This window comes from Mesorhizobium sp. LCM 4576, assembly GCF_001854815.1.
Lineage (GTDB): Bacteria > Pseudomonadota > Alphaproteobacteria > Rhizobiales > Rhizobiaceae > Mesorhizobium > Mesorhizobium plurifarium.
Genome location: NZ_MDDT01000030.1, coordinates 15,094 through 33,083, shown reverse-complemented (window position 1 = coordinate 33,083; position 17,990 = coordinate 15,094). Strand labels below are relative to the sequence as shown.

The following is a 17,990-nucleotide window of genomic DNA, read 5'->3' as shown; positions in this document are numbered from 1 at the left end:
CAAGCGCATTGGGCTGCCCAAACTGGCGGTATGCTCGATTGTTCCGGCCGGCGTTCTTGGGCAACAGGGCGTGAAGGGCGGGTTGGGCAAACACGGTCAGAGCGATCGAGATCCGGAGCGTCAGGTAGCTCGTTGTGACGTCCTAGTTTGGAACRCTGATACTTGAAACGGGTATTGTAGCGGACTTTGCAAGTAYGGGCTGGAGCCGGGAATTCGAAAACGCCGCAAGTGAAATCGATTCTTAAAGCGTCTCTCAAATACCCCGTTGATTGTTTATTCCGACCCGCGCATTATCTCCACGGGTGGGGACATGACGAAATTGCCAGACGCTACTGATGCCGRCTTTGTGGTGGAGATTCCGCCACACTTCGAGGAATATGCCGATGCCGCGATGCTTCGGCTGCGGGCACTTTACCCCGCTTGCCGCATCGCGAGGCAAGACGGTGAAATCTCAGTAAGGTCATCCGGCTGCTTTGCCGAAGATCAGTTTCGCAAAGATGTTCTGCACTTCGTCTATCGCGAGAAAATCTATTCGGAAACTCTGACGTTGCGCCAGGCGCTCGTCGCCGCGGTCACGACCCGATGAACGTCTGGCCGCTGAAGTTCCGCGACATGCCGGACGGTTCGGTATTGTTCTGCGACGATGCAGGCGGATTTTTCAGGTCGAGCCACGGCTTCCTGGATCGCTACGCCGCCGATAGCCTGACTACCGTCGACGAAAGCTTTCTCAGGGAAGGCAATCACGGTTTCGATCGGGAGTTCGATCTCCCCTGGACATCGTTCGCCTACAGGTGGGCGCGGCGGCAGGCGAGGCCGACGAGAATGRACTACGTCATCCTCGTGCCGACGCTTAGGTGCAATCTTGCTTGCGGTTACTGCCAGGTTTCCCGGGTTGCCCAGACGGCTCGCGGCTTCGACTGGTCGGTCGAGACCCTTGACGGCGTCCTTTCGTTCCTCGGCCGCTTGGACAGTCCGGATGTCAAGATCGAATTCCAGGGCGGCGAGCCCTTGCTGCGGATCGATCTCCTGGAGGCCGTTCGGGATTTCTGCCGCGGAAGGTTTCCGCAATCTCGATTCGTCGTCTGCACGAACCTGCAAGCACTGGACGAGCGTGCATGGGCTTTCCTGGATGCGGATGACACATTCATCAGTACCTCGCTGGACGGAGACCGGGCGACGCATGAGCGTCAGCGGACCCACAACAGTGCGGTCAACGATGTTTTCTTTCGAAATCTCGAAGCGGCCGTTTCCCGCTATCCGGAAGGGAAGATCTCGGCCCTGCCCACGGTGGATGTCGCCAACCCGCCCGATTTCAACGCGCTGCTGGACAATTACGAGCGCTATCGAATCAGATYCGTTTATTTGCGCCCAATGAACCATCAAGGGTTCGCGCGCAAGATTCAGCAAGGCGACAACGTCCTCGCGCGCTGGAATCGTCTCCATTCCGAGTTCATCGACCTCCTCATCGCCCGCAACCATCGGACCGGGCGCTTCATGGAAGAGTACTACTTCAGCCAGTGCCTGAAGCGTGTGCTCCGGTTCGATGCCGACAACCATGTCGACATACGCAACCCGAACTTCTTCGCCTCCGACTATGTCGTGATAGATCACGATGGCCGTTTCTATCCGACTGACGAAGCCCGGATGCTGTCCAGGATCGGCCACATCGATCTCAGCATTGGTGACATCGGAACTGGCATCGACCGGGCGAAGGTCGACCTTCTCAATTCGGCGGCATTCAACCACTTCGATCCGGATTGCGTCCACTGCGCCTTCCAGCCGTTCTGCGGCACTGACGTGATCGACGACATCTCCCGGTATGGCCGGATTGACGTTCCGCGGCCTGACACATGGTTCTGCGGCCGCCACTTGTCGCTCTTCGACAAGGTCTTCGAGGTCCTCTACCGAAATGACGAGCCGACGCGCGCTTCCCTGGCCGCCTGGCYCGGGCTCGGCCGCTGGGACGACAGCATGGCGTCGACACACCAATGATACCCTTGCGCATCAAGGTGGAGGCAAACRCTGACCAGCCTTTTGTGGTCCGGCTTCGCTCGCTTGAGGCCGATGGCCGCGAACAGAAGAGTGAGCAAATGAGCCCTTTCGACGTGGTGCTGGACCGCATCGGTCCGGAAGGCRCCCACTACGTCGGCGAGGGCGGTCCGATACGAATTCTTGGCATCGATCCTGCCAAGGTCGATGGAGACGTGCTGCTCGTGAACCCGCGGCGCGGAACCGCGGATCGCCTCATCCGCAGTTCGTCGCAACACAACACGTTCCTTGTGACGGAGCGCTGCGACCAAGTCTGCCYGATGTGCTCCCAGCCGCCGAAGAGACACCACGTCGACCTGTTCCCATATTTCGAGACCGCGGCGTTGCTGGCTCCGGAAGGCGCAACGATCGGCATTTCCGGCGGTGAGCCAACCCTTTTCAAGGGACAGCTTTTCGATTTCTTGCAGCGGGTCTTGGCCGCGCGTCCGGACCTTTCTTTCCATGTCCTGACGAACGGCCAACATTTCGGCGAAGGCGACCGGGAAGCTATCAGCCGTATCGATCGGGGCAGGGTGGTTTGGGGTATACCCCTCTATTCCCGCGATGCCGCCGTTCATGACGAGATCGTAGCGAAGGCGGGCGCGCACGAGCAGCTGTTGGAGAATCTCGCGCTCATGTGCCGCCTGGGCACTCAGGTAGAGCTCCGCACCGTGCTAATGCGTCCGAATGCGGACGAGCTGCCTAAACTCGCAAGCTTCATCGCCGCCACTCTGCCGTTCATCCGGACGTGGGCAATCATGCAGATGGAGAACATCGGCTTCGGTCRCATGAACTGGAAGACCCTCTTCTATGACAGTTCGGAAGGCTTCGACGTCGTCGGCCGTTCGATCGATCTCGTACGGAGCCGGGGAATAGATGCCTGGCTTTACAATTTCCCGCTCTGCACCGTACCGGATCCATATCGACATCTCGCGCCGGCCACGATCTCCGACTGGAAGCGTGCGTACCGGGAGCGGTGTGACGGATGYTCGGTGAAGGTTCGGTGCGGCGGATTTTTCGAGTGGCATCCGGCGAACCACGGATACCGCAAATGGGGGGCTGTCCAATGAAGAAGYGGCTTTTCGCGATACCTTCGCTGCTCGCGGCGGRATTCTTGCCAGCCAATGCGCAGGCGCTGCCGACCAAGCCAACATTGGACGGCGATGTKGGAAAGACGAAATCGCTCTTCGACATCTTCAAGCTCGACCACCTGTATACGCTGGCCGGACATCGAAGCCACAGCAGTCACAGCAGTCATAGTTCGCACTCGAGCCATAGGTCGTCGACGGGCGGCTATTCCTACGTCCCGCCGGCGCCGAGCGAACCGGCTCCGTTGTATAGTGCCCCTTCGACGCCGACGCCGAGCTACCAGACTCCGGCGATCGCCCCGACGCCTGCGCCGCTCAAGACGCTCCCGGGCAATGCCTATAAGTTCAAGGAGATCGTCCAGGAGGTCCAGTTCGCCCTGCTCGCATTCGGCTACTACAGCGGCGAGATAGACGGCGAGATGAATCCTGAATTGAGGGCCGGGCTGTTGCGCATGCAGGCGGACTACTCGCTCAGGGTCACCGGGACGATCACGCCGCAGACGCTGACTGCGCTGAGGATCGAAGCGCGCTAGGTCCCCGCACGTTGCAGAGCCAGTCTGCATGGCGGACTGGTGGTGAGCATAGGAGTTCCGTTCCCCGAGCCGTCAATCCTCGGCCAGTGCCCGATCCGGGCGACCTCAGCCCTTGCCCCAGCCGCAATGAGCTTCGCCTCCCGCATCAGCGAGTTCCAATTCAGACCGATCTGGAGAGCAAGTTCGTGCGCTTGCGCCTCGGTAATGCCGGTTTGTTCAACGAGCCTGCGATGTCGTCTGGTTCTCATCTGATATTGGCTGGCTCCATCCAGCGCCCCGGTCTGCCGCAACATCTGAACCTTGATCTGGTTTCCGTAAAATCGATGAAAAGAAAAAGCCCGACAGGGGGCTGCCGGGCTTGAGCTTGGGCTTTGCAGCGGCGGGGACTAGACGCGGGGGCGTTGGGGTGCCGCTGCAATGAGACTGATTTTCATGATATCGGAGGGTCGTTGGCAATCATCATCAAATCGGATGAGGGCCGAATCGTCTACCCTGCGACTCGACCCTCACAGCCCGCAGCGCTTTTCCAAGGAGTTTAGGGACACCTAAGCGCGCCGGCTGGTGGTCAGGATAGGAATTCCGTCGCTAGGACGTCAACAGAAAGGCCAAGCCGATCAAAAAAGTGTCCCAATCTGGAACGAATTCACGGCGTGGCGATTTAGAAGATGCAGTCGATCCGCCGAGGTGTAGCTGCTCTCTCCGTCGCAGAAAAGCCCGTCGCGTACGCTCATTAGCTGCGGCGGGTTTTGCTTTGCTGGGCCGAGCCGGATTCAGTTCCTACGAGTTTGCGTCCAACTGCCGAAAGGTCCGGGCAGACTCGTCAAGCGTGGACCTTGTGCAGACGTATCCAGCAGGACGGTCTCATGGGCGGAACTCGCCYGGAAGGGACGTTCCCAGAGGGAATTTCCTTGGGAGAACGTCCACCAGCCCAAGTCCACTCTAAACCCAAGCACCCGCCGTCGGGTCAAGGGTCGCRGGAAATCACAAAGGCCTGTGTGAAACAGACGAGGCCGAATCGTGTTGACGGCCCGACCCTCCGAGCCCGGCTCCGTCAAGGAGGGCCCCCCAGTGGCGAGCTGGCGGGAGGATAGCAGATTGTGGACGAAGAAAAGCGGGCCGACCGCTAGGGCAACGACCGGCCCTCTTCCATGAAAGCCTCTCAGCTCTAGCACGGGCGGCTCGGGGTCGAGACCGCTCCTGTGCTGTCACACTATTTTGTTTGCCGATTGGCACGTTCAGCCTTCCACGTAGACGATGCGCCGCGTCGACGGCTCAACCAGCACCGGTCGGTCGTTCACATAGACGTATCGGTACCGGTAGTTTGGGATCTTCTGCAGGGCTACCGTCGCAGGCAGGGTCGCGCCGGTCACAACCTTTCCTTGAAGGTAAACAGGCTTGACCCGATGCTCGCTGATATAAGTGCGCACCTGTTCGGGGGGAGTGATCACGGTGCCAGCCGCACCGCCGCCGACGATCCCCGCTGCGCCGCCCACAGCAGCGCCAACTGGACCACCGATGATAGCGCCGGCGATCGCTCCGGTGGCGCCGCCGGCGACTGCTGCGGCATTAGCTTGATCGCGAGGAGCTTTCACGATCGCGATGCCGGAATTGGCCGGCCGCTCGGTCAAGACGACCCGATTGCCGCCAAATTCTGCAGTGAGGTAATCGGAATAGACCCAGCCTTGACCGCCGGCCTCGGCGACGGTGCACCATTTCGAGTTTTGCAGGCAGCCGTTCAGCGTGGCCGTCTGGCCCGCCCGCAACACGCCGATCACCGGATACTGCGAGCCCGGACCGGCGCGAACGTTAAGGTTTGTCGCGGCGGATACGGGAGTGTCGGCAAAAGCTGCGCCAGACCAGGCGACAAGCGCGCCTGCCACTGCAGGTAACAAAAGCCTTCTCATCGTTCGTCTCCGTTCATGGTTCCCTTCAGAGCCAAAAACGAGGAAGACCGATGTGCGTTCCGCTGCCGGAATTGCTGAACGGATAGCATTGGCATCGCTCTGCTGCTCCTGCTTGGTCGACATATGCTCGTCATCGAAGCGGTCGATCTCGCCGCTCTTGAAATAACGGCATTGCTGACGCTATATAGCGTCATATTTTCTGGCAGTGCACGGAGTTGCTGCGATGGACCTAGCACAATATGCGGATGACGGGTTGTTCGCACCCAAGAAGATTGCGGACGCTTTCCGCACCACGAGCGAGGAGATTGCGCGCACCGCTGGTCTGGGCAAAGACGCGGTCCAGCGGCGGGAGCGGGTGCGCTCAGACAAGACGCAGCGTCGCCTGCGCGAAATGGTGGAAATCGTGAACAAGGTCGAGCCGCGATTTGGCTCCGCACTCATGGCCTATGCCTGGTATCGGTCCGAGCCGCTGCCGGGATTTTCGGGGCAGACGGCGATGCAGCTCGTTCGAGAGGGCCGAGCCAATGAGGTCCTCGACTTCATCGACGCGGTCGATGCGGGGATTTACGCCTGACGATCGCCGCCATCACCTATTCGGGCCGGCTCTACCGCGCCCTGAATCCGGTGTATGCCCGCCAGCCCATGTCGGGACGCGGTGCCGAACTCTATGGAGGGCGTTTCAACCCCAAGGGCATGGCGGCGCTCTATGCATCGACCTCGGTCCTGACGGCTTTGCGCGAAGCCAACCAGGTTGGCGATCTGCAGCCGACGACGCTGGTCGCTTATCGTGCCGAGATCGAGGCCGTCTTCGATGCGGGCGACGGCACTGCTCTTGCAGCAATGGGTCTTGATGCGACCGTCCTCGCCGACCCGACATGGCGCGATCAGATGAGAGACCATGGCGAGGCGCATACGCAGCGATTTGCCCGTGAGCTGGTCGCGCAAGGCTATAATGGCCTGCTCGTGCCGAGCTTTGCCAAGGGCGCGGCAATCGGCGACTTGAATCTCGTTCTGTGGCGATGGGGTCACGCTGCCCCATCCAGGCTCGAGCTGATCGACGACGAGCACCGGCTCGGTTGATCCAGCTGGCCACTGCCCGCGTTGGCGCGGCAGCGCCGCGGCATCTGGAGCCTGCGGTTTGCCTGGAAAGCCATCCTTTCGCAGTTCGGCGTCCATTATCCGTTCGGAAAGGACCTTCTACAGATCGTCCGGCAAGCTCTTCTTAGCAAACAGATCCTGCGGACCGTCGCCCCGCAAGCAGTTGGCCACCCTTCAAAGGGTTGCGCAAAGCAGTTCAAGCTGTGGATTCGGCGTCAGATGACATTTTAATACTTAGCCTCAGGCTCGCTCAATTCGCCGGGAGTCCGGCTCACGTCAAGCTGGTCGCAAGTTGCACAGCTCCGCTCCACCACCAACGTGGGGTCGCCAGCTGTGACCTTCCACTGCGTGGCGGAATTCTCCAGCCAGAATTGAATGTCGAGCCGGTGCTTTCCGAAGCGCATGTTTTTCAGCCTGAGGTCAGGCATCCAATCTGGCAACTTGGGGTCGAAGTAGAGCTTGCCGTTGGGCGCGTCCGGCTGGAAGCCGATAATTGCCTGTAGAAATGCAAAGCAGGAACCCGCAGCCCAGGCCTGGGGCACGTTGGCCCTCTTATACTGCACTGGAAATGTCGTCGACGTTCGCGCTGATCCTGCATAGAGCTCCGGCATCCTATGTTCCATGAAATAACTCGCCGCTCCGCTGACGTCGCCGGCGATACGGGCGGCTTCTTCAAAGAAGCCATAGCGTCTGAAGCCCAGTGCGATCAAACCGTTGTCGTGCGGCCAGACAGAGCCATTCTGATAGGAATTGGGATTGTAGGCAGGATGACGGTCTGAAAGCGTGCGAATGCCCCAGCCGCTCCACATATCTGGCTCCATCAGCCTCGTTACCACCTTCGCTGCTCGTTCCCGGGGGACGATGCCCGACCAGAGACAATGGCCAGGATTGGAAGCGATGCTCAAAACCGGCTTCTTGTCTCCATCCAGCGCGAAAGCATAAAACCCGAGAGCCTCGTCCCAGAAAACGTCGTTGAAGCGATCGAACAAACTCTTGGCCTTGGCTCTCAGCTTGGCGGCCGGATCGTGGTCGCCCTTGGCGTCATAGATTTCAGCCATGCGTTGCCATGCATCGTAGACATAACCTTGCAACTCGCAGAGGGCTTTGGGTCCCTTGACAAGGGTACCGTCAGGGTAGACCACTGCTTCGGCCGCATCTTTCCAACTCTGGTTCTCGTACCCGAGCTTCGAGCGCGTTTCGTACTCCTGAAATCCGTCCCCGTCCCGATCGCCGTAGCGGTCGATCCAGTCGAGGCATTTCTCGGCAGTTTCCAAGTGCCGATCGATCAGGCTGGCGTCGCCCGTACAGCGCCAGGCATTGTGGAGGACGATCAGATAAAGAGGGGTCGCGTCGGCGGTGCCGTAGTAGGGGGTGTGGGGAATGAGGTGGAAATGCGCAAGCTCTCCTATCCGGAGCTCGTGCATGATCTTTCCGGGCTCCGCGTCTCTGTAGTCGTCGCGAGACGTGGCTTGAGATCGCCCCAACACGTCCAGCGCACCCCGGGCAAAGTCGGGATACACCAGGGCATTTTGCAACGAGGCGATCAGGCTGTCGCGGCCGAACAGACCCATGAACCAGGGCAAACCCGCAGCCGGAACATATTCCAATTCATCGGTGCCCTCGATCGGAAGGCGCAGTGCCGCCATGTCTTCGATCGCCTGGACATACAACTGTCGAAACTCGTCGTTCGAACTGCTGAACTCAGACGCGTTCCGGCTCCAGTCCACCACTCGGTTGGCGGTCTTCGATTGTAGGGATTGGTCAACACAAGTGCGAGGAGCATGAGACGTCGTCTGATCGTTTCCGAAGTCATACAGAAGGCACGCATGCCAGGTTGCGCCTGGTTCAATCTTGATGTCGAAGCTGATCCGCCCGTTGGCGTAGACAGGCTTCGTGAGCGTTCTTCGAATGGCAATTGCGATTTCGCGCCGAAAATCTTGGTTGACGTAAGATGTCCGAAGCCGCGAACTCCTGTCGTCCCATTCGGTGACTATCCTGCCACGACGCACTATCGCGCCGGCCTTGACCTCGAACAGGTCGGCGAAATCGCTCCGGATCCCGAGCTCCAGGTTGAACTGGATAGTATCGCGACCATAGTTCACAAGGTCCAGATCCTCGTGCAGTCCTCCCTCGTCGAGAGCGCGACCGACTATCAGCCCCAGGTCGCCGGCCGGCACCGGCCCGGCCTCAGTCGCGAAGGCGCGGTTAACGAGATAAATCTTGGCTGCGAAATGGGCGATATTTCCGGAGTTGAGCAGATCCCAGCTCTCTCCGTTTGCGAACAATTGCCAACTGGATATGAGCCGAGTGTCGGAGGCGTAGAGGCCTTGATGCGTGGGCCATTCGATCTGACCGTCCTGCTCTGTCACCAAAAAGTTGATGCCGTGATTGATCGCCAGGCGTGGCGGACCGATCGCAATCTTAAGGCTCATTACAATATGCACAGCTAGAGTCGACAGGTATGTATCTGGCGCGACTCTGGTGCCCGGCAAGCGATCCTCTTYGAAGGTCGCGCTGTCGTTGGCCCGGTGCGCCCGCCCRCAAACGCGTCCGGCAACAGATTCGCGACCACGCTCCGCCAACCGGCRCCAGCGTCAGGCCGAGATGGACGTGGCCGAAAGCGCAGATCACACCGGACGACTTGGTCGAAGGCCCGATTACGGGGGCGGGTCCGGCAGCGACGGCCTGAAAACCCAGCTATTCCGACGATGGCTGGCCAAGCCCGGAAGAGGTGGCCCGAGCTGCCGTCATCCGATCAAGGCAGTCCTTAGTGCCGGTATGTCATCAAGTACATGATCGACGAACGCGGCGATTCGAGGCGTCTTGCGCAGATCCGGGTGCGTGAGCAAATACCAGCTTCGCGTGAGCTCCTCTACCGGCGGAAGGAGCTGAACGAGTTTTTCCTCCGCGTCGCCGAGGGTAGTTGGCAGCGCCGCCACCCCAATTCCTGCCTTCACCGCCGACAGGGTGCCGAGCATGCTGGTGTTGCGGTTGACGATCCGCGCACTAGGCACCGCGACCCGCAGCCATTTCGCAACCCGATGGTTCTGCATGATCCCGTCGAACCCGATCATTGCATGGTTGGCCAGGTCGCCGATGCTCATCGGGCGCCCGTGCTCCTGGACGTACGTCCTGCTGGCATAGATCGCCCAAACGGAATCGCAAATCTTGCGACCGACGAGTTGTTCGTCTACCGGCTCGCCCGAGCGGAAGGCAACGTCAGCCTCTCCTTTCCCGAGATCGAGATACCGGTCGCTGGTGACGAACTCTACAGTGAGGCCTGGATAGCGTTCATAGAAGCGGTCCAGCAGGCCGGTCGCTGCTATGCGCGATACGGTTGGCTCCGGACAGGTGAGACGGATCACACCCTTGAGATCATGCTTCAACGCTTGCAGTTGACGCTCAAGCGCGTCGACTGCAGCCTCCACAGCAAGCACGTAGTCGATGACCGCCTCGCCGAGTTCCGACAAGCCGTAGCCACTCGGGTAGCGTTTGACGAGCGTCAGGCCAATTCGGTTTTCGAGTTCTGGCAGCCTTCGATGGACCGTAGATTGGTTGACGCCCAGCGCCTTTGCCGCAGCCAGAGTGCTGCCATGGCGCGACACGGCAATGAGATGGCGCAGGTCGTTCCAGTCGAACATCGCACTGTTATGCGTTTTTGCACGCAGGTTTGGCAAACTCGCCGCTGCCGCCCGGATAGTCGCCTTGCTAACTTTGGCACAACTCTAGTGTCTGCCAACAGGGGAGCAAAGATGCACACAAAGAGCAGCGTCGAAACCATGATAGCCGGATTGACTGTGGGTCTCACCTTGAGCGCCGAAGACCGCGGAATCGCGAAGCTGACGCCGCTCCACCGCGAGATCGTCCACGGGATGCCCAACTTACCTGACCAGGAGGTGCGGGTGCTCTCCGCAACTCTGCTTCCGGGCGATGTCACACCGCATCATTCACACCGGTTTCCGGTGACAGTTCACATGCTCGAAGGCACTTTCACACTGGAGCTCGAGGGACGGAAACCCGTCGCAATCGAGGCAGGACAGGTTTTCATCGAGCCGGCCGGCGTCAACATGACCGGGTTCAACAAGGGGGACGTACCCGCGCGCATGACGCTCTTTTACGTGTGTGAGCCTGGAGTTCCGTTTGCCGATCCAGCAAGCACGGCTTAGCTGCAGGTAGAAAAATAGCTGCCAGCGGACTTACAACGAGAAGTCCGCCCGTCAAGTTCTACGGGCCCGTGTTGAGCAAGACCGTGAAGATCGCGGTCAATCGCCTGGGGCGTCGTCGATCTGGTGCTCGCCTATTGGATGGCGAAGGGCTGGGCACGAGCCGACGCTCGTCGAGAAGGCACCCTCGGTTGCAGAGTTGCGTTATCTCGAACCGAGAAATGAGCAGCCGCGGGACGAACTCATCCATCTGACCTAGCTCGCCGCGGGCCCAGATTTTCCCGGCTCTCATGCGCAAGGGCGGCAACCTGTTTCTGTTCATCTTCCGCGACGAGCTGCTTCAAGGGCCTGGCAGGGCCGGCAAGCAATCAAAATCGCTTTCCAATGCAAACGAGGGTCGAATCGCCTAAGCGGYGACCCGACCCTGTTGAAGCTGCAGCACTGTTCCAAGGAGAGGGACGACTTCAGTCTGCAAGCTCGCGATTATGAGCTTAGCGAGACGATGTGCAAAAGGAAGAGGGGCGGCGCCTCGAAAGCGCTCGCAACAGGTCAGTTTTGTCGATGGGTGTCCTCCTCGAAAAGTCGGACAATTTCCGTAGCCAGGAATTCACACCTGTTTCCGGTCTTTCTTGGCGAGGCGGCGCTCATCGCACAAGGGACCCAGATCACAGACAATACATGCCGCTGCATGCGATTCCGATCTTCCCGCCGTCTCGGTGCGACCTATTTGGAAAGCACATACGAGTTCGGACGCGAAAATTGTCGCGCTGTGGAATGGACCACGGCTTGGTGGTTGTGCAGTGAGCGGTTAATGTCCTCCAGAGATCGCCGCTCTTGGGATGCCCGTCGCCAAGCTCTTYGGCTGCGATGGGCTTTTCTCGTACGGGAGACCGRCATCGCCGAAGCTCAAGCGCGTGACCTTATCGATATGCTCGGCAACAATCAAAAGACTGGATTATTCATGTGAATCAGTAGCTTATACTATGTTTTGTAACGTTTTGAGGCCAATAAAAGGACCCTAAAAGCCGGGACCGAACCTCTATCTAAGGCCATGCGCTATTGGCCGCGCGCTCGGCATTCGCCGAAGAGCTATCATAGCGACAACCCCGAGCAACGGACCAGGCGCCAGGACCAAAAAACTCCAGCGCCATCCTATCGTCTCCGCCATGAATGACACCAGATGGATAGAGCAGAAGGTGAGTGCGATGCCGCAGCTTAGCTGCAGGGAAAGCGCTGTGCCCACGTAGCGTTGATCGCTCAGTTCGGTTGCCATGGCCGAGAATTGGGCGGAATCGCCGATGACGGTTGCTCCCCACACGATGGCAACGATAGCGAACAGCCAAAACGGACCGGCGAAGGTCAGGCCGATCGTCAGTGCGCAGAAGCCGGATACAACCATCATTGCAGCCGCCGTTGCGGTGCGGCCAATGCGGTCCGCCATGATGCCGCCGGCAATCGAGCCGATCCCACCCGACGCCACGACGAAGAACGCCAGAAAGGAGGCAGCGCCAGGATCCCCAATGCCCAAGCCGGGGCCACCTGCCCTGATGTAAGCCAGCATCCAGCCCCACATTGCGTAAAGCTCCCACATGTGGCCGAGATAGCCAAGATTGGCGAGCATCAGAGCGCGGTTGCGCACCAGCGCTTTGATGTGGCGAGGGTCGAATGCCGATCTCGCGAAGGGATGGGGTCCTTCCTCCCCCAGCCAAAGGATCAACAAAGCGCCGATTAGTGCTGCGACAGAGGTGGCCAAGATGACGCTTTGCCAAGCCAATTCGTCGACTCGGGCTGATACCAGATGAGGAAAGGCAGAACCAAGYGTTAGTGCCGCAAGAAGGACGCCAAGCGCCTTTCCCCGTCCGCGACTAAACCACGTCGATACCAGTTTCACCGCTGGTGGATACACGCCCGCCAGGGCCAAGCCGGTGACAAAACGGGCGACCAGCATCAAGCCGACGGAAGGCGCGAACAAAAGGCAGAGGTTGGCRGCGGCCACCGTCAAGGCACTGACGCCGATCAGCTTGCGAAGCGAAAACACGTCCGGAAGGCCTGCTATGCTGGAGGCCAACGCGCCGATGGCAAAGCCGATCTGCACGGCACCGGTTATCCACGCGCCCTGCGCCGGAGAAAGGTCCCACAGCCGCGTCAGCTGCGGCGCGATCGCCGTTGCGGAAAACCATGTCGTCATCGGCAGGAAGGCGCCGATTGAGACCACGATCAACATCAGCCAGCGCCGGGTGGCACTGGCTGCGGTGACGTTGGAGGYCGCGATGTGGTCCATATCCATCGGTTCAGGCAGCAACAGAGCCCTGCAGTCGCTTAAGCACCGGAAGAAGGTCGGCCGGGTCGGGTCTGCGGGTGTAGTCCGGGCTGACTTCGGCATAGCCGATGATGCCGTCTTGCCCGACCACGAAGCGAGCAGGCATCGGCAAGGTCCAGGAACGATCCTCATTGATAAGCGRCAGGTCGATGCCGAAGCCGCGATACAAGTCGATCAGATCGTCGGGCAGGCGAAACCGCAAGCCGAAGGCATCGGCGACCCTGCCGCCGGCATCGCTCAGCATCKGGAATGCTATCTGCTTGTCGAGCTTGGCCTTGCGGCCGTTCGCCAGCGACTGCGGGGATATGGAAACCAGTTGTGCCCCGGTAGCCTGGATTGCCGGCCAAGCTTCCTGCAAGGCGGCAAGCTCGATGTTGCAATAGGGGCACCAGACTCCGCGATAAAAACTGAGCACCAAGGGACCGCGGGTAAGCAGATCGCTGGATGCGACAGACCCGCCATCAGCCTCCGGCAATGTGAATGCTGGCGCAACGGCGCCCGCCTTTAGGGCCTTGGCGGCCTGACCCGATGCTATGAGCTCGGCGGTTGCACGGTGCATGACCTCAAGCGCTTGCTTGGGGGCCTTGCTTTCAAAGTCGGCTTTGAAGGCATCGAGCTTTTCCTGAAGAGACATGAGACACTCCAAATCTTGACCGCGTGGCTCGCGGCGGAATGTCCTCGCCTATTTCCAGAAAGGGGGGTAGCTTGCCAAAAAGCATAGCAATCATCTGGAAAGCGAATGGCTGATCGACTGCAGGAGCTCGAGGTTTTCGTGCGGGTGGCGGAACGGGCAAACCTTTCCCAGGTCGCACGTGAGATCGGGCTGTCRCAGCCGTCCGTGTCGCGAATCCTGAACGATCTTGAGGCGCGCATCGGTGCCCGCCTGCTCATCCGCACCAGCCGCAAGGTCGGGCTGACCGAGGCCGGGCAAGTCTACCTCGATCAGATCCGGCCGCTGCTGGCAGATCTCGGGGCGGCGGCCGACACCGCAGCAGGCAATGAGGAGCTGYGCGGAGTTCTGCGCGTCGAGTTGTCGGTAACCTTTGCTGTGCGCGCGCTCATTCCTCGCCTGCCCAGCCTTCTCGCCGAGCATCCCAACCTTTCCGTCGAGTTGATGATGGACGATCGCCGGCGCAGTCTCGCTGAGGAGGGTGCCGATGTCGCGATACGGCTTGGGCTGCTCGACAATTCCAGCATGATGGCACGCAAGGTCGGGCAGACGCCTCGGCTGCTCGTCGCGGCGCCGGACTACATCGCCTGTCACGGCGAACCAAGTAGCCCTGCGGAGTTGGCGCAGCACCAAGTGATCTTCGGACCGTCCGACAGTTCCGGCGCGACCTTCCAGGAGCTGATCGATCCGCAGGTCCGCTTTGTGCTGCCCGAAAGTCCTYGCATCAGGGTCTCGAGCTCGGCCGGGGTTACGGCATGTGTTGTGGCTGGGCTTGGCGTGGCATTCGGTTCGGGCTGGATGTTCAATGCAGAACTCCAGGACGGCCGCCTGCGCCAGCTGCTGCCGGATTTTCCGCTGCCGACCATACCCATCCACGCTCTGTTCCCGGCAGGGCGCCAGCCGAGCAAACGGGCCAGAGGATTTGCCGACTGGTTGAGCAAGTCACTTGGTTCGTCATGATAAGTCRCTGCCACTGGCCAGCGGTATCACACCCCTAGTCCGCAATGCGCGCCACTTTGCCCAACGCGATCAACTGGGTTAGTCTCGCAATATGYGCCGTCGCTGATAAACCATTTCGCTGAGGGGGCGAGATTTCATGGAGATGCAGCAGGTCCGATATTTTCTGGCCCTGTCTAACACGTTGAATTTCACGAGAGCGGCCGAGGAGTGCAACGTTACTCAGCCGGCCCTTACGCGTGCCATCAAGACGCTTGAAGAGGAGCTAGGGGGAGAGCTTCTTCGGCGCGAGCGTCAGCATTCGCATCTCACGGAACTCGGGCGCCGCATGCTGCCTTTGTTGCAGCAATGCTATGATGCGGCCACTTCCGCCAAGTCGCTGGCCAAGGCCGTGCAAAGCAGTGATGTTGCGCCGCTCAACGTCACGATCTCCAACAGCATCAACATTGCGCTTCTGGTTTCGCCGTTCACCGAGCTCTTCCGGGCCTATCCCGGTGTGCATCTCAAGATCCATCGTGGCTCGCCGGCAGCTGTGATAGAGGCGCTGAAAGGCGGTGAAGTGGAGCTGGCGATAGCCGGTCCGCTCGGACAGGCCTGGGATCGCCTGGACACATGGCCACTGTTCCAGGAAGCAATCGAGCTCGCCGTAAATTCAGATCATCCGCTCGCCCGGCGAAATGAGGCTGATGTCGCGCTGGCGCAGGTCGCCGCCGAACCTGTGCTCAGTCGGATCGATTGGGAGACGAGCKAGGAGCTTGCGCGCTGCCTTTCCGCCAAGGGGTATACGCCTCGGACCGCGCATGAAGTCGAGACGGACCAGGATCTGCTCGCGCTGCTCGAGGCCAATGCCGGAGTGGGCTTTGTCACCCTTACTRCTCCGCGATCTCCGACCACACGCCGGCTCAAACTTCGCGATCTGGACGTGTCGCGGATCGTTTCGGTTTATGCGGTTGCCGGCAGGCATCRCTCGCCGGTCGCGACAACCCTGCTCAACCTTTTGAGGGCGGCCGACTGGTCGTCCTTCGGCGTCAGCGAGCCCGYCTGAGCGCAGCGATCAGGTCGTCGATGTCCATGCGACGGCGGTAGTCCGGATCGACAAAGCGATCCCTGATGATCCCATCCGTTCCGACGATGAAGGTGGCTGGAATGGGCATAAACCAGCTGCTGTTGCCCTGATAGTTAGGGATGTCGAGCCCCAGGCCCATGAGCCTTTCCATTTCGGCGCCGACCCAGATCGCGAGGTTGAGCGACAATGCATATCCATTGTCCATGTCGATCAGGAATGGGAACTGTGCGCCGACCAGAGCCTTCATCGCCTTGGCGAATTTGCGTCGCTCCGGCATGATCGCGACCACCTGTCCGCCCATTTCCGCGATCTCGCGGTGCACCTCGACAATCCCGATGGCGTTCAAGCGGCAATACGGACACCAATGGCCGCGCTGAAAGGTGATGACGRCTGGCCCCTTGGCCAAAATCTCGGCGAGGCTGACTAGYCTGCCCTGATCATCAGGCAACAGGAAACCAGGCATAGTCTCGCCCGGTGCGGGGGCCATTGTGCCGGCACCTTGCTTCTCAAGGCGGTCCACCAGTCGCTCGACCGCGTCAGCGAATTCCGAGTTTAGGCGGCGAACCGCCGCGGCAACGACTGCCAGCCGTTCATTGAGGGGCGCATCAAGTTCGATGGCTGCCTGGACGGACTGCTCGAATGTCATTGCCTGGTCGTCGGCGGCCATGTCTGCACTTTCACACGTCCCGCATAGCCTACCACCGTAACCCCGCGGCAATTGCCATGCTTTTCCTGCATGGTTTTGATGCCCTGCGTGCATCGACACATGCCGTGCCTCCGTCTGCTTCGCTGACCCGGGCCGAAGCGTTACACCATGTTCCTGATATCCGCTGAAAAAGTCGGGAAAGCGCAGACCATCTCAGAGAGGTCTCGCGCGGTGATGCCGTGCTTCATCGCGAGCGCAAAAATGTGGATCAGCTCTTCGCCGGCATGCCCRACCAGGTGAGCTCCGAGGATCCTGCCTGTCGTTTCCTCGACGATGATCTTCGACCATGCGACCGGCTCCGCGTAAGTCCTRGCGGAGAGCCAGCCCTGCATATCGTTCAGGTGGACGTTGACCATGAAGCCGCGCTCCCTCGCCTGGGCCTCGGTCAAGCCGACGGCCGCCACGGCCGGGATGCTGTAGAGCGACGCGGGTATGTGACTGTAGTCCGGCCGATGCTTCGGTCCGTCGACTATGTTGCGACCGACGATCGCGCCTTCATAGGTCGCCACCGGCGAAAGCTGCGGCGAGTTCCACATGGCGTYGCCGCAGACATAGACGTCTGGATTGGAACGCGAGCGCAGATGCTCGTCGATCTCGATGCGGCCTTCGCGATRCACAATGACACCCGCCCCGAGATCGAGGCCCTCGACATTGGCTACGCGCCCCGCGCAATTGACGGCCCGATCCGCGTCAACGCTGCATTCGGCGCCATCCTTCGCAAAGCTCACCCGCAGTCGCCCGTTGGCCTCTTCGATCTTTTTAACCCAAGCCTTGGTATGGATGCTAATGCCCAGGCGCTCGCTCTCGCCGCGGAGTTGAGCAACGGCATCAGTGTCGAAGCCTCCCAGAAGTTGCGGCAGCGCCTCGAGGATAGTGACCCCGACGCCGGCGCGCGCATAGACGTGGCCCAGTTCGAAGGCGATAACACCGCCGCCAATGAACACCACCGCGCGAGGCAACACAGGATCGCTCAGCACATCGTCGGATGTGGTCAGGAATTCTGCGCCGGGGACCGACAGCGGGCGCGGCTTCGAGCCGGTGGCGATGACGATGTTTCTGGCCTCGATCTCTCGGGTGCCGACGCGGATGGTATTGCTGGCCGTAAATGCAGCCTCGCCGTGGATGACGTCGACGCCTCGCTTTGCCATCAATCCGGACAGCCGGGCTGGGATATCCGCGATGATGCCCTTTTCCCGCTTGATCAAGGCTCGCCAATCGAGCCTCGGCGGTTCGATCTCGATTGCATGATTGCCGGCTCTTGCGATCTCGTCGAGCGCGTGGGCCGCGGCAACCAGCACCTTCTTCGGCGTGCAGCCGCGATTGGGGCATGTGCCGCCAAGATCACGAGCCTCGATCATGGCGACGGAGAGCCCGGCGGCACGCGTCGCGACCGTGRCACCCATGCCGGCATTGCCACCGCCCAGGATAACGACGTCATACTTTTCCATCGCAGCGCC

The 17,990-nt window shown here is 60.3% G+C and carries 16 protein-coding genes; 9 read left to right on the top strand and 7 right to left on the bottom strand.

The features are described from left to right. Positions 1 to 310 precede the first annotated feature (310 nt). Genes LCM4576_RS19235 through hxsA form a run of 4 tightly spaced genes read left to right on the top strand, consistent with a single transcriptional unit; the run spans position 311 to position 3,649 of the window. Positions 311 to 586, top strand: coding sequence for a hypothetical protein (locus tag LCM4576_RS19235; protein WP_131803267.1), 276 nt, complete (start codon positions 311 to 313; stop codon positions 584 to 586). Then, positions 583 to 1,992 (top strand): His-Xaa-Ser system radical SAM maturase HxsB, encoded by a 1,410-nt coding sequence (gene hxsB / locus LCM4576_RS19230; RefSeq protein WP_071033879.1) that lies wholly within the window; start codon positions 583 to 585, stop codon positions 1,990 to 1,992. The genes LCM4576_RS19235 and hxsB overlap by 4 nt, the downstream gene beginning before the upstream one ends. Next, entirely contained in the window at positions 1,989 to 3,098 is a 1,110-nt protein-coding gene (gene hxsC / locus LCM4576_RS19225) for a His-Xaa-Ser system radical SAM maturase HxsC (protein ID WP_071033878.1), read from the top strand. Before hxsB ends, hxsC begins: the two co-directional genes overlap by 4 nt. Then, positions 3,095 to 3,649 carry a His-Xaa-Ser repeat protein HxsA gene (gene hxsA, locus LCM4576_RS19220; RefSeq protein WP_071033876.1) on the top strand — a complete coding sequence of 185 codons (555 nt, stop codon included), beginning with the start codon at positions 3,095 to 3,097 and terminating at the stop codon, positions 3,647 to 3,649. The genes hxsC and hxsA overlap by 4 nt, the downstream gene beginning before the upstream one ends. Before the next feature lie 1,235 nt (positions 3,650 to 4,884). Here hxsA and LCM4576_RS19210 read toward each other — a convergent pair. Next, on the bottom strand, positions 4,885 to 5,553 hold the full coding sequence (locus LCM4576_RS19210) for a DUF1236 domain-containing protein (protein WP_041002644.1): 669 nt from the start codon (positions 5,551 to 5,553) through the stop codon (positions 4,885 to 4,887). 223 nt (positions 5,554 to 5,776) lie between these two features. Here LCM4576_RS19210 and LCM4576_RS19205 point away from each other — a divergent pair, with 223 nt between their 5' ends. Then, positions 5,777 to 6,127, top strand: a complete 351-nt coding sequence (locus tag LCM4576_RS19205) for an antitoxin Xre/MbcA/ParS toxin-binding domain-containing protein (protein WP_041002646.1) — start codon at positions 5,777 to 5,779, stop codon at positions 6,125 to 6,127. An 11-nt stretch (positions 6,128 to 6,138) separates the two neighbouring features. Then, positions 6,139 to 6,633 (top strand): RES family NAD+ phosphorylase, encoded by a 495-nt coding sequence (locus LCM4576_RS19200; protein ID WP_041002648.1) that lies wholly within the window; start codon positions 6,139 to 6,141, stop codon positions 6,631 to 6,633. Between the two features lie 245 nt (positions 6,634 to 6,878). Here the strand turns inward: LCM4576_RS19200 and LCM4576_RS19190 are convergent, their stop codons facing one another. Continuing rightward, on the bottom strand, positions 6,879 to 9,083 hold the full coding sequence (locus tag LCM4576_RS19190; RefSeq protein WP_071033873.1) for a glycogen debranching N-terminal domain-containing protein: 2,205 nt from the start codon (positions 9,081 to 9,083) through the stop codon (positions 6,879 to 6,881). 315 nt (positions 9,084 to 9,398) lie between these two features. Next, positions 9,399 to 10,292 carry a LysR family transcriptional regulator gene (locus LCM4576_RS19185; protein WP_071033872.1) on the bottom strand — a complete coding sequence of 298 codons (894 nt, stop codon included), beginning with the start codon at positions 10,290 to 10,292 and terminating at the stop codon, positions 9,399 to 9,401. Positions 10,293 to 10,403: 111 nt separating this feature from the next. Between LCM4576_RS19185 and LCM4576_RS34910 the strand changes: the two genes are divergently transcribed. Then, positions 10,404 to 10,817: a cupin domain-containing protein gene (locus LCM4576_RS34910; protein WP_157900460.1), complete on the top strand. Its 414-nt coding sequence runs from the start codon at positions 10,404 to 10,406 to the stop codon at positions 10,815 to 10,817. Positions 10,818 to 11,853: 1,036 nt separating this feature from the next. On the opposite strand, the gene LCM4576_RS19175 is transcribed toward LCM4576_RS34910, so the two are convergent. Then, positions 11,854 to 13,116 carry an MFS transporter gene (locus LCM4576_RS19175; RefSeq protein WP_244510846.1) on the bottom strand — a complete coding sequence of 421 codons (1,263 nt, stop codon included), beginning with the start codon at positions 13,114 to 13,116 and terminating at the stop codon, positions 11,854 to 11,856. Further along, on the bottom strand, positions 13,106 to 13,768 hold the full coding sequence (locus LCM4576_RS19170) for a peroxiredoxin-like family protein (RefSeq protein WP_071033869.1): 663 nt from the start codon (positions 13,766 to 13,768) through the stop codon (positions 13,106 to 13,108). The genes LCM4576_RS19175 and LCM4576_RS19170 overlap by 11 nt, the downstream gene beginning before the upstream one ends. Positions 13,769 to 13,873: 105 nt before the next feature. On the opposite strand from LCM4576_RS19170, the gene LCM4576_RS19165 reads away from it, so the two are divergent. Beyond that, the gene (locus LCM4576_RS19165; RefSeq protein WP_071033867.1) at positions 13,874 to 14,764 is read left to right on the top strand and encodes a LysR family transcriptional regulator; all 891 of its coding nucleotides are present in this window, start codon (positions 13,874 to 13,876) and stop codon (positions 14,762 to 14,764) included. A gap of 136 nt (positions 14,765 to 14,900) precedes the next feature. After that, positions 14,901 to 15,806 carry a LysR family transcriptional regulator gene (locus LCM4576_RS19160; RefSeq protein WP_071033865.1) on the top strand — a complete coding sequence of 302 codons (906 nt, stop codon included), beginning with the start codon at positions 14,901 to 14,903 and terminating at the stop codon, positions 15,804 to 15,806. Here LCM4576_RS19160 and LCM4576_RS19155 read toward each other — a convergent pair. Together LCM4576_RS19155 and LCM4576_RS19150 are read right to left on the bottom strand one after the other, a co-directional pair. Next, on the bottom strand, positions 15,790 to 16,494 hold the full coding sequence (locus LCM4576_RS19155) for a peroxiredoxin-like family protein (RefSeq protein ID WP_071033863.1): 705 nt from the start codon (positions 16,492 to 16,494) through the stop codon (positions 15,790 to 15,792). The two genes, LCM4576_RS19160 and LCM4576_RS19155, sit on opposite strands and share 17 nt — an antisense overlap. A gap of 140 nt (positions 16,495 to 16,634) precedes the next feature. Beyond that, positions 16,635 to 17,981 carry an NAD(P)/FAD-dependent oxidoreductase gene (locus LCM4576_RS19150; protein ID WP_071033862.1) on the bottom strand — a complete coding sequence of 449 codons (1,347 nt, stop codon included), beginning with the start codon at positions 17,979 to 17,981 and terminating at the stop codon, positions 16,635 to 16,637. Positions 17,982 to 17,990 lie beyond the last annotated feature (9 nt).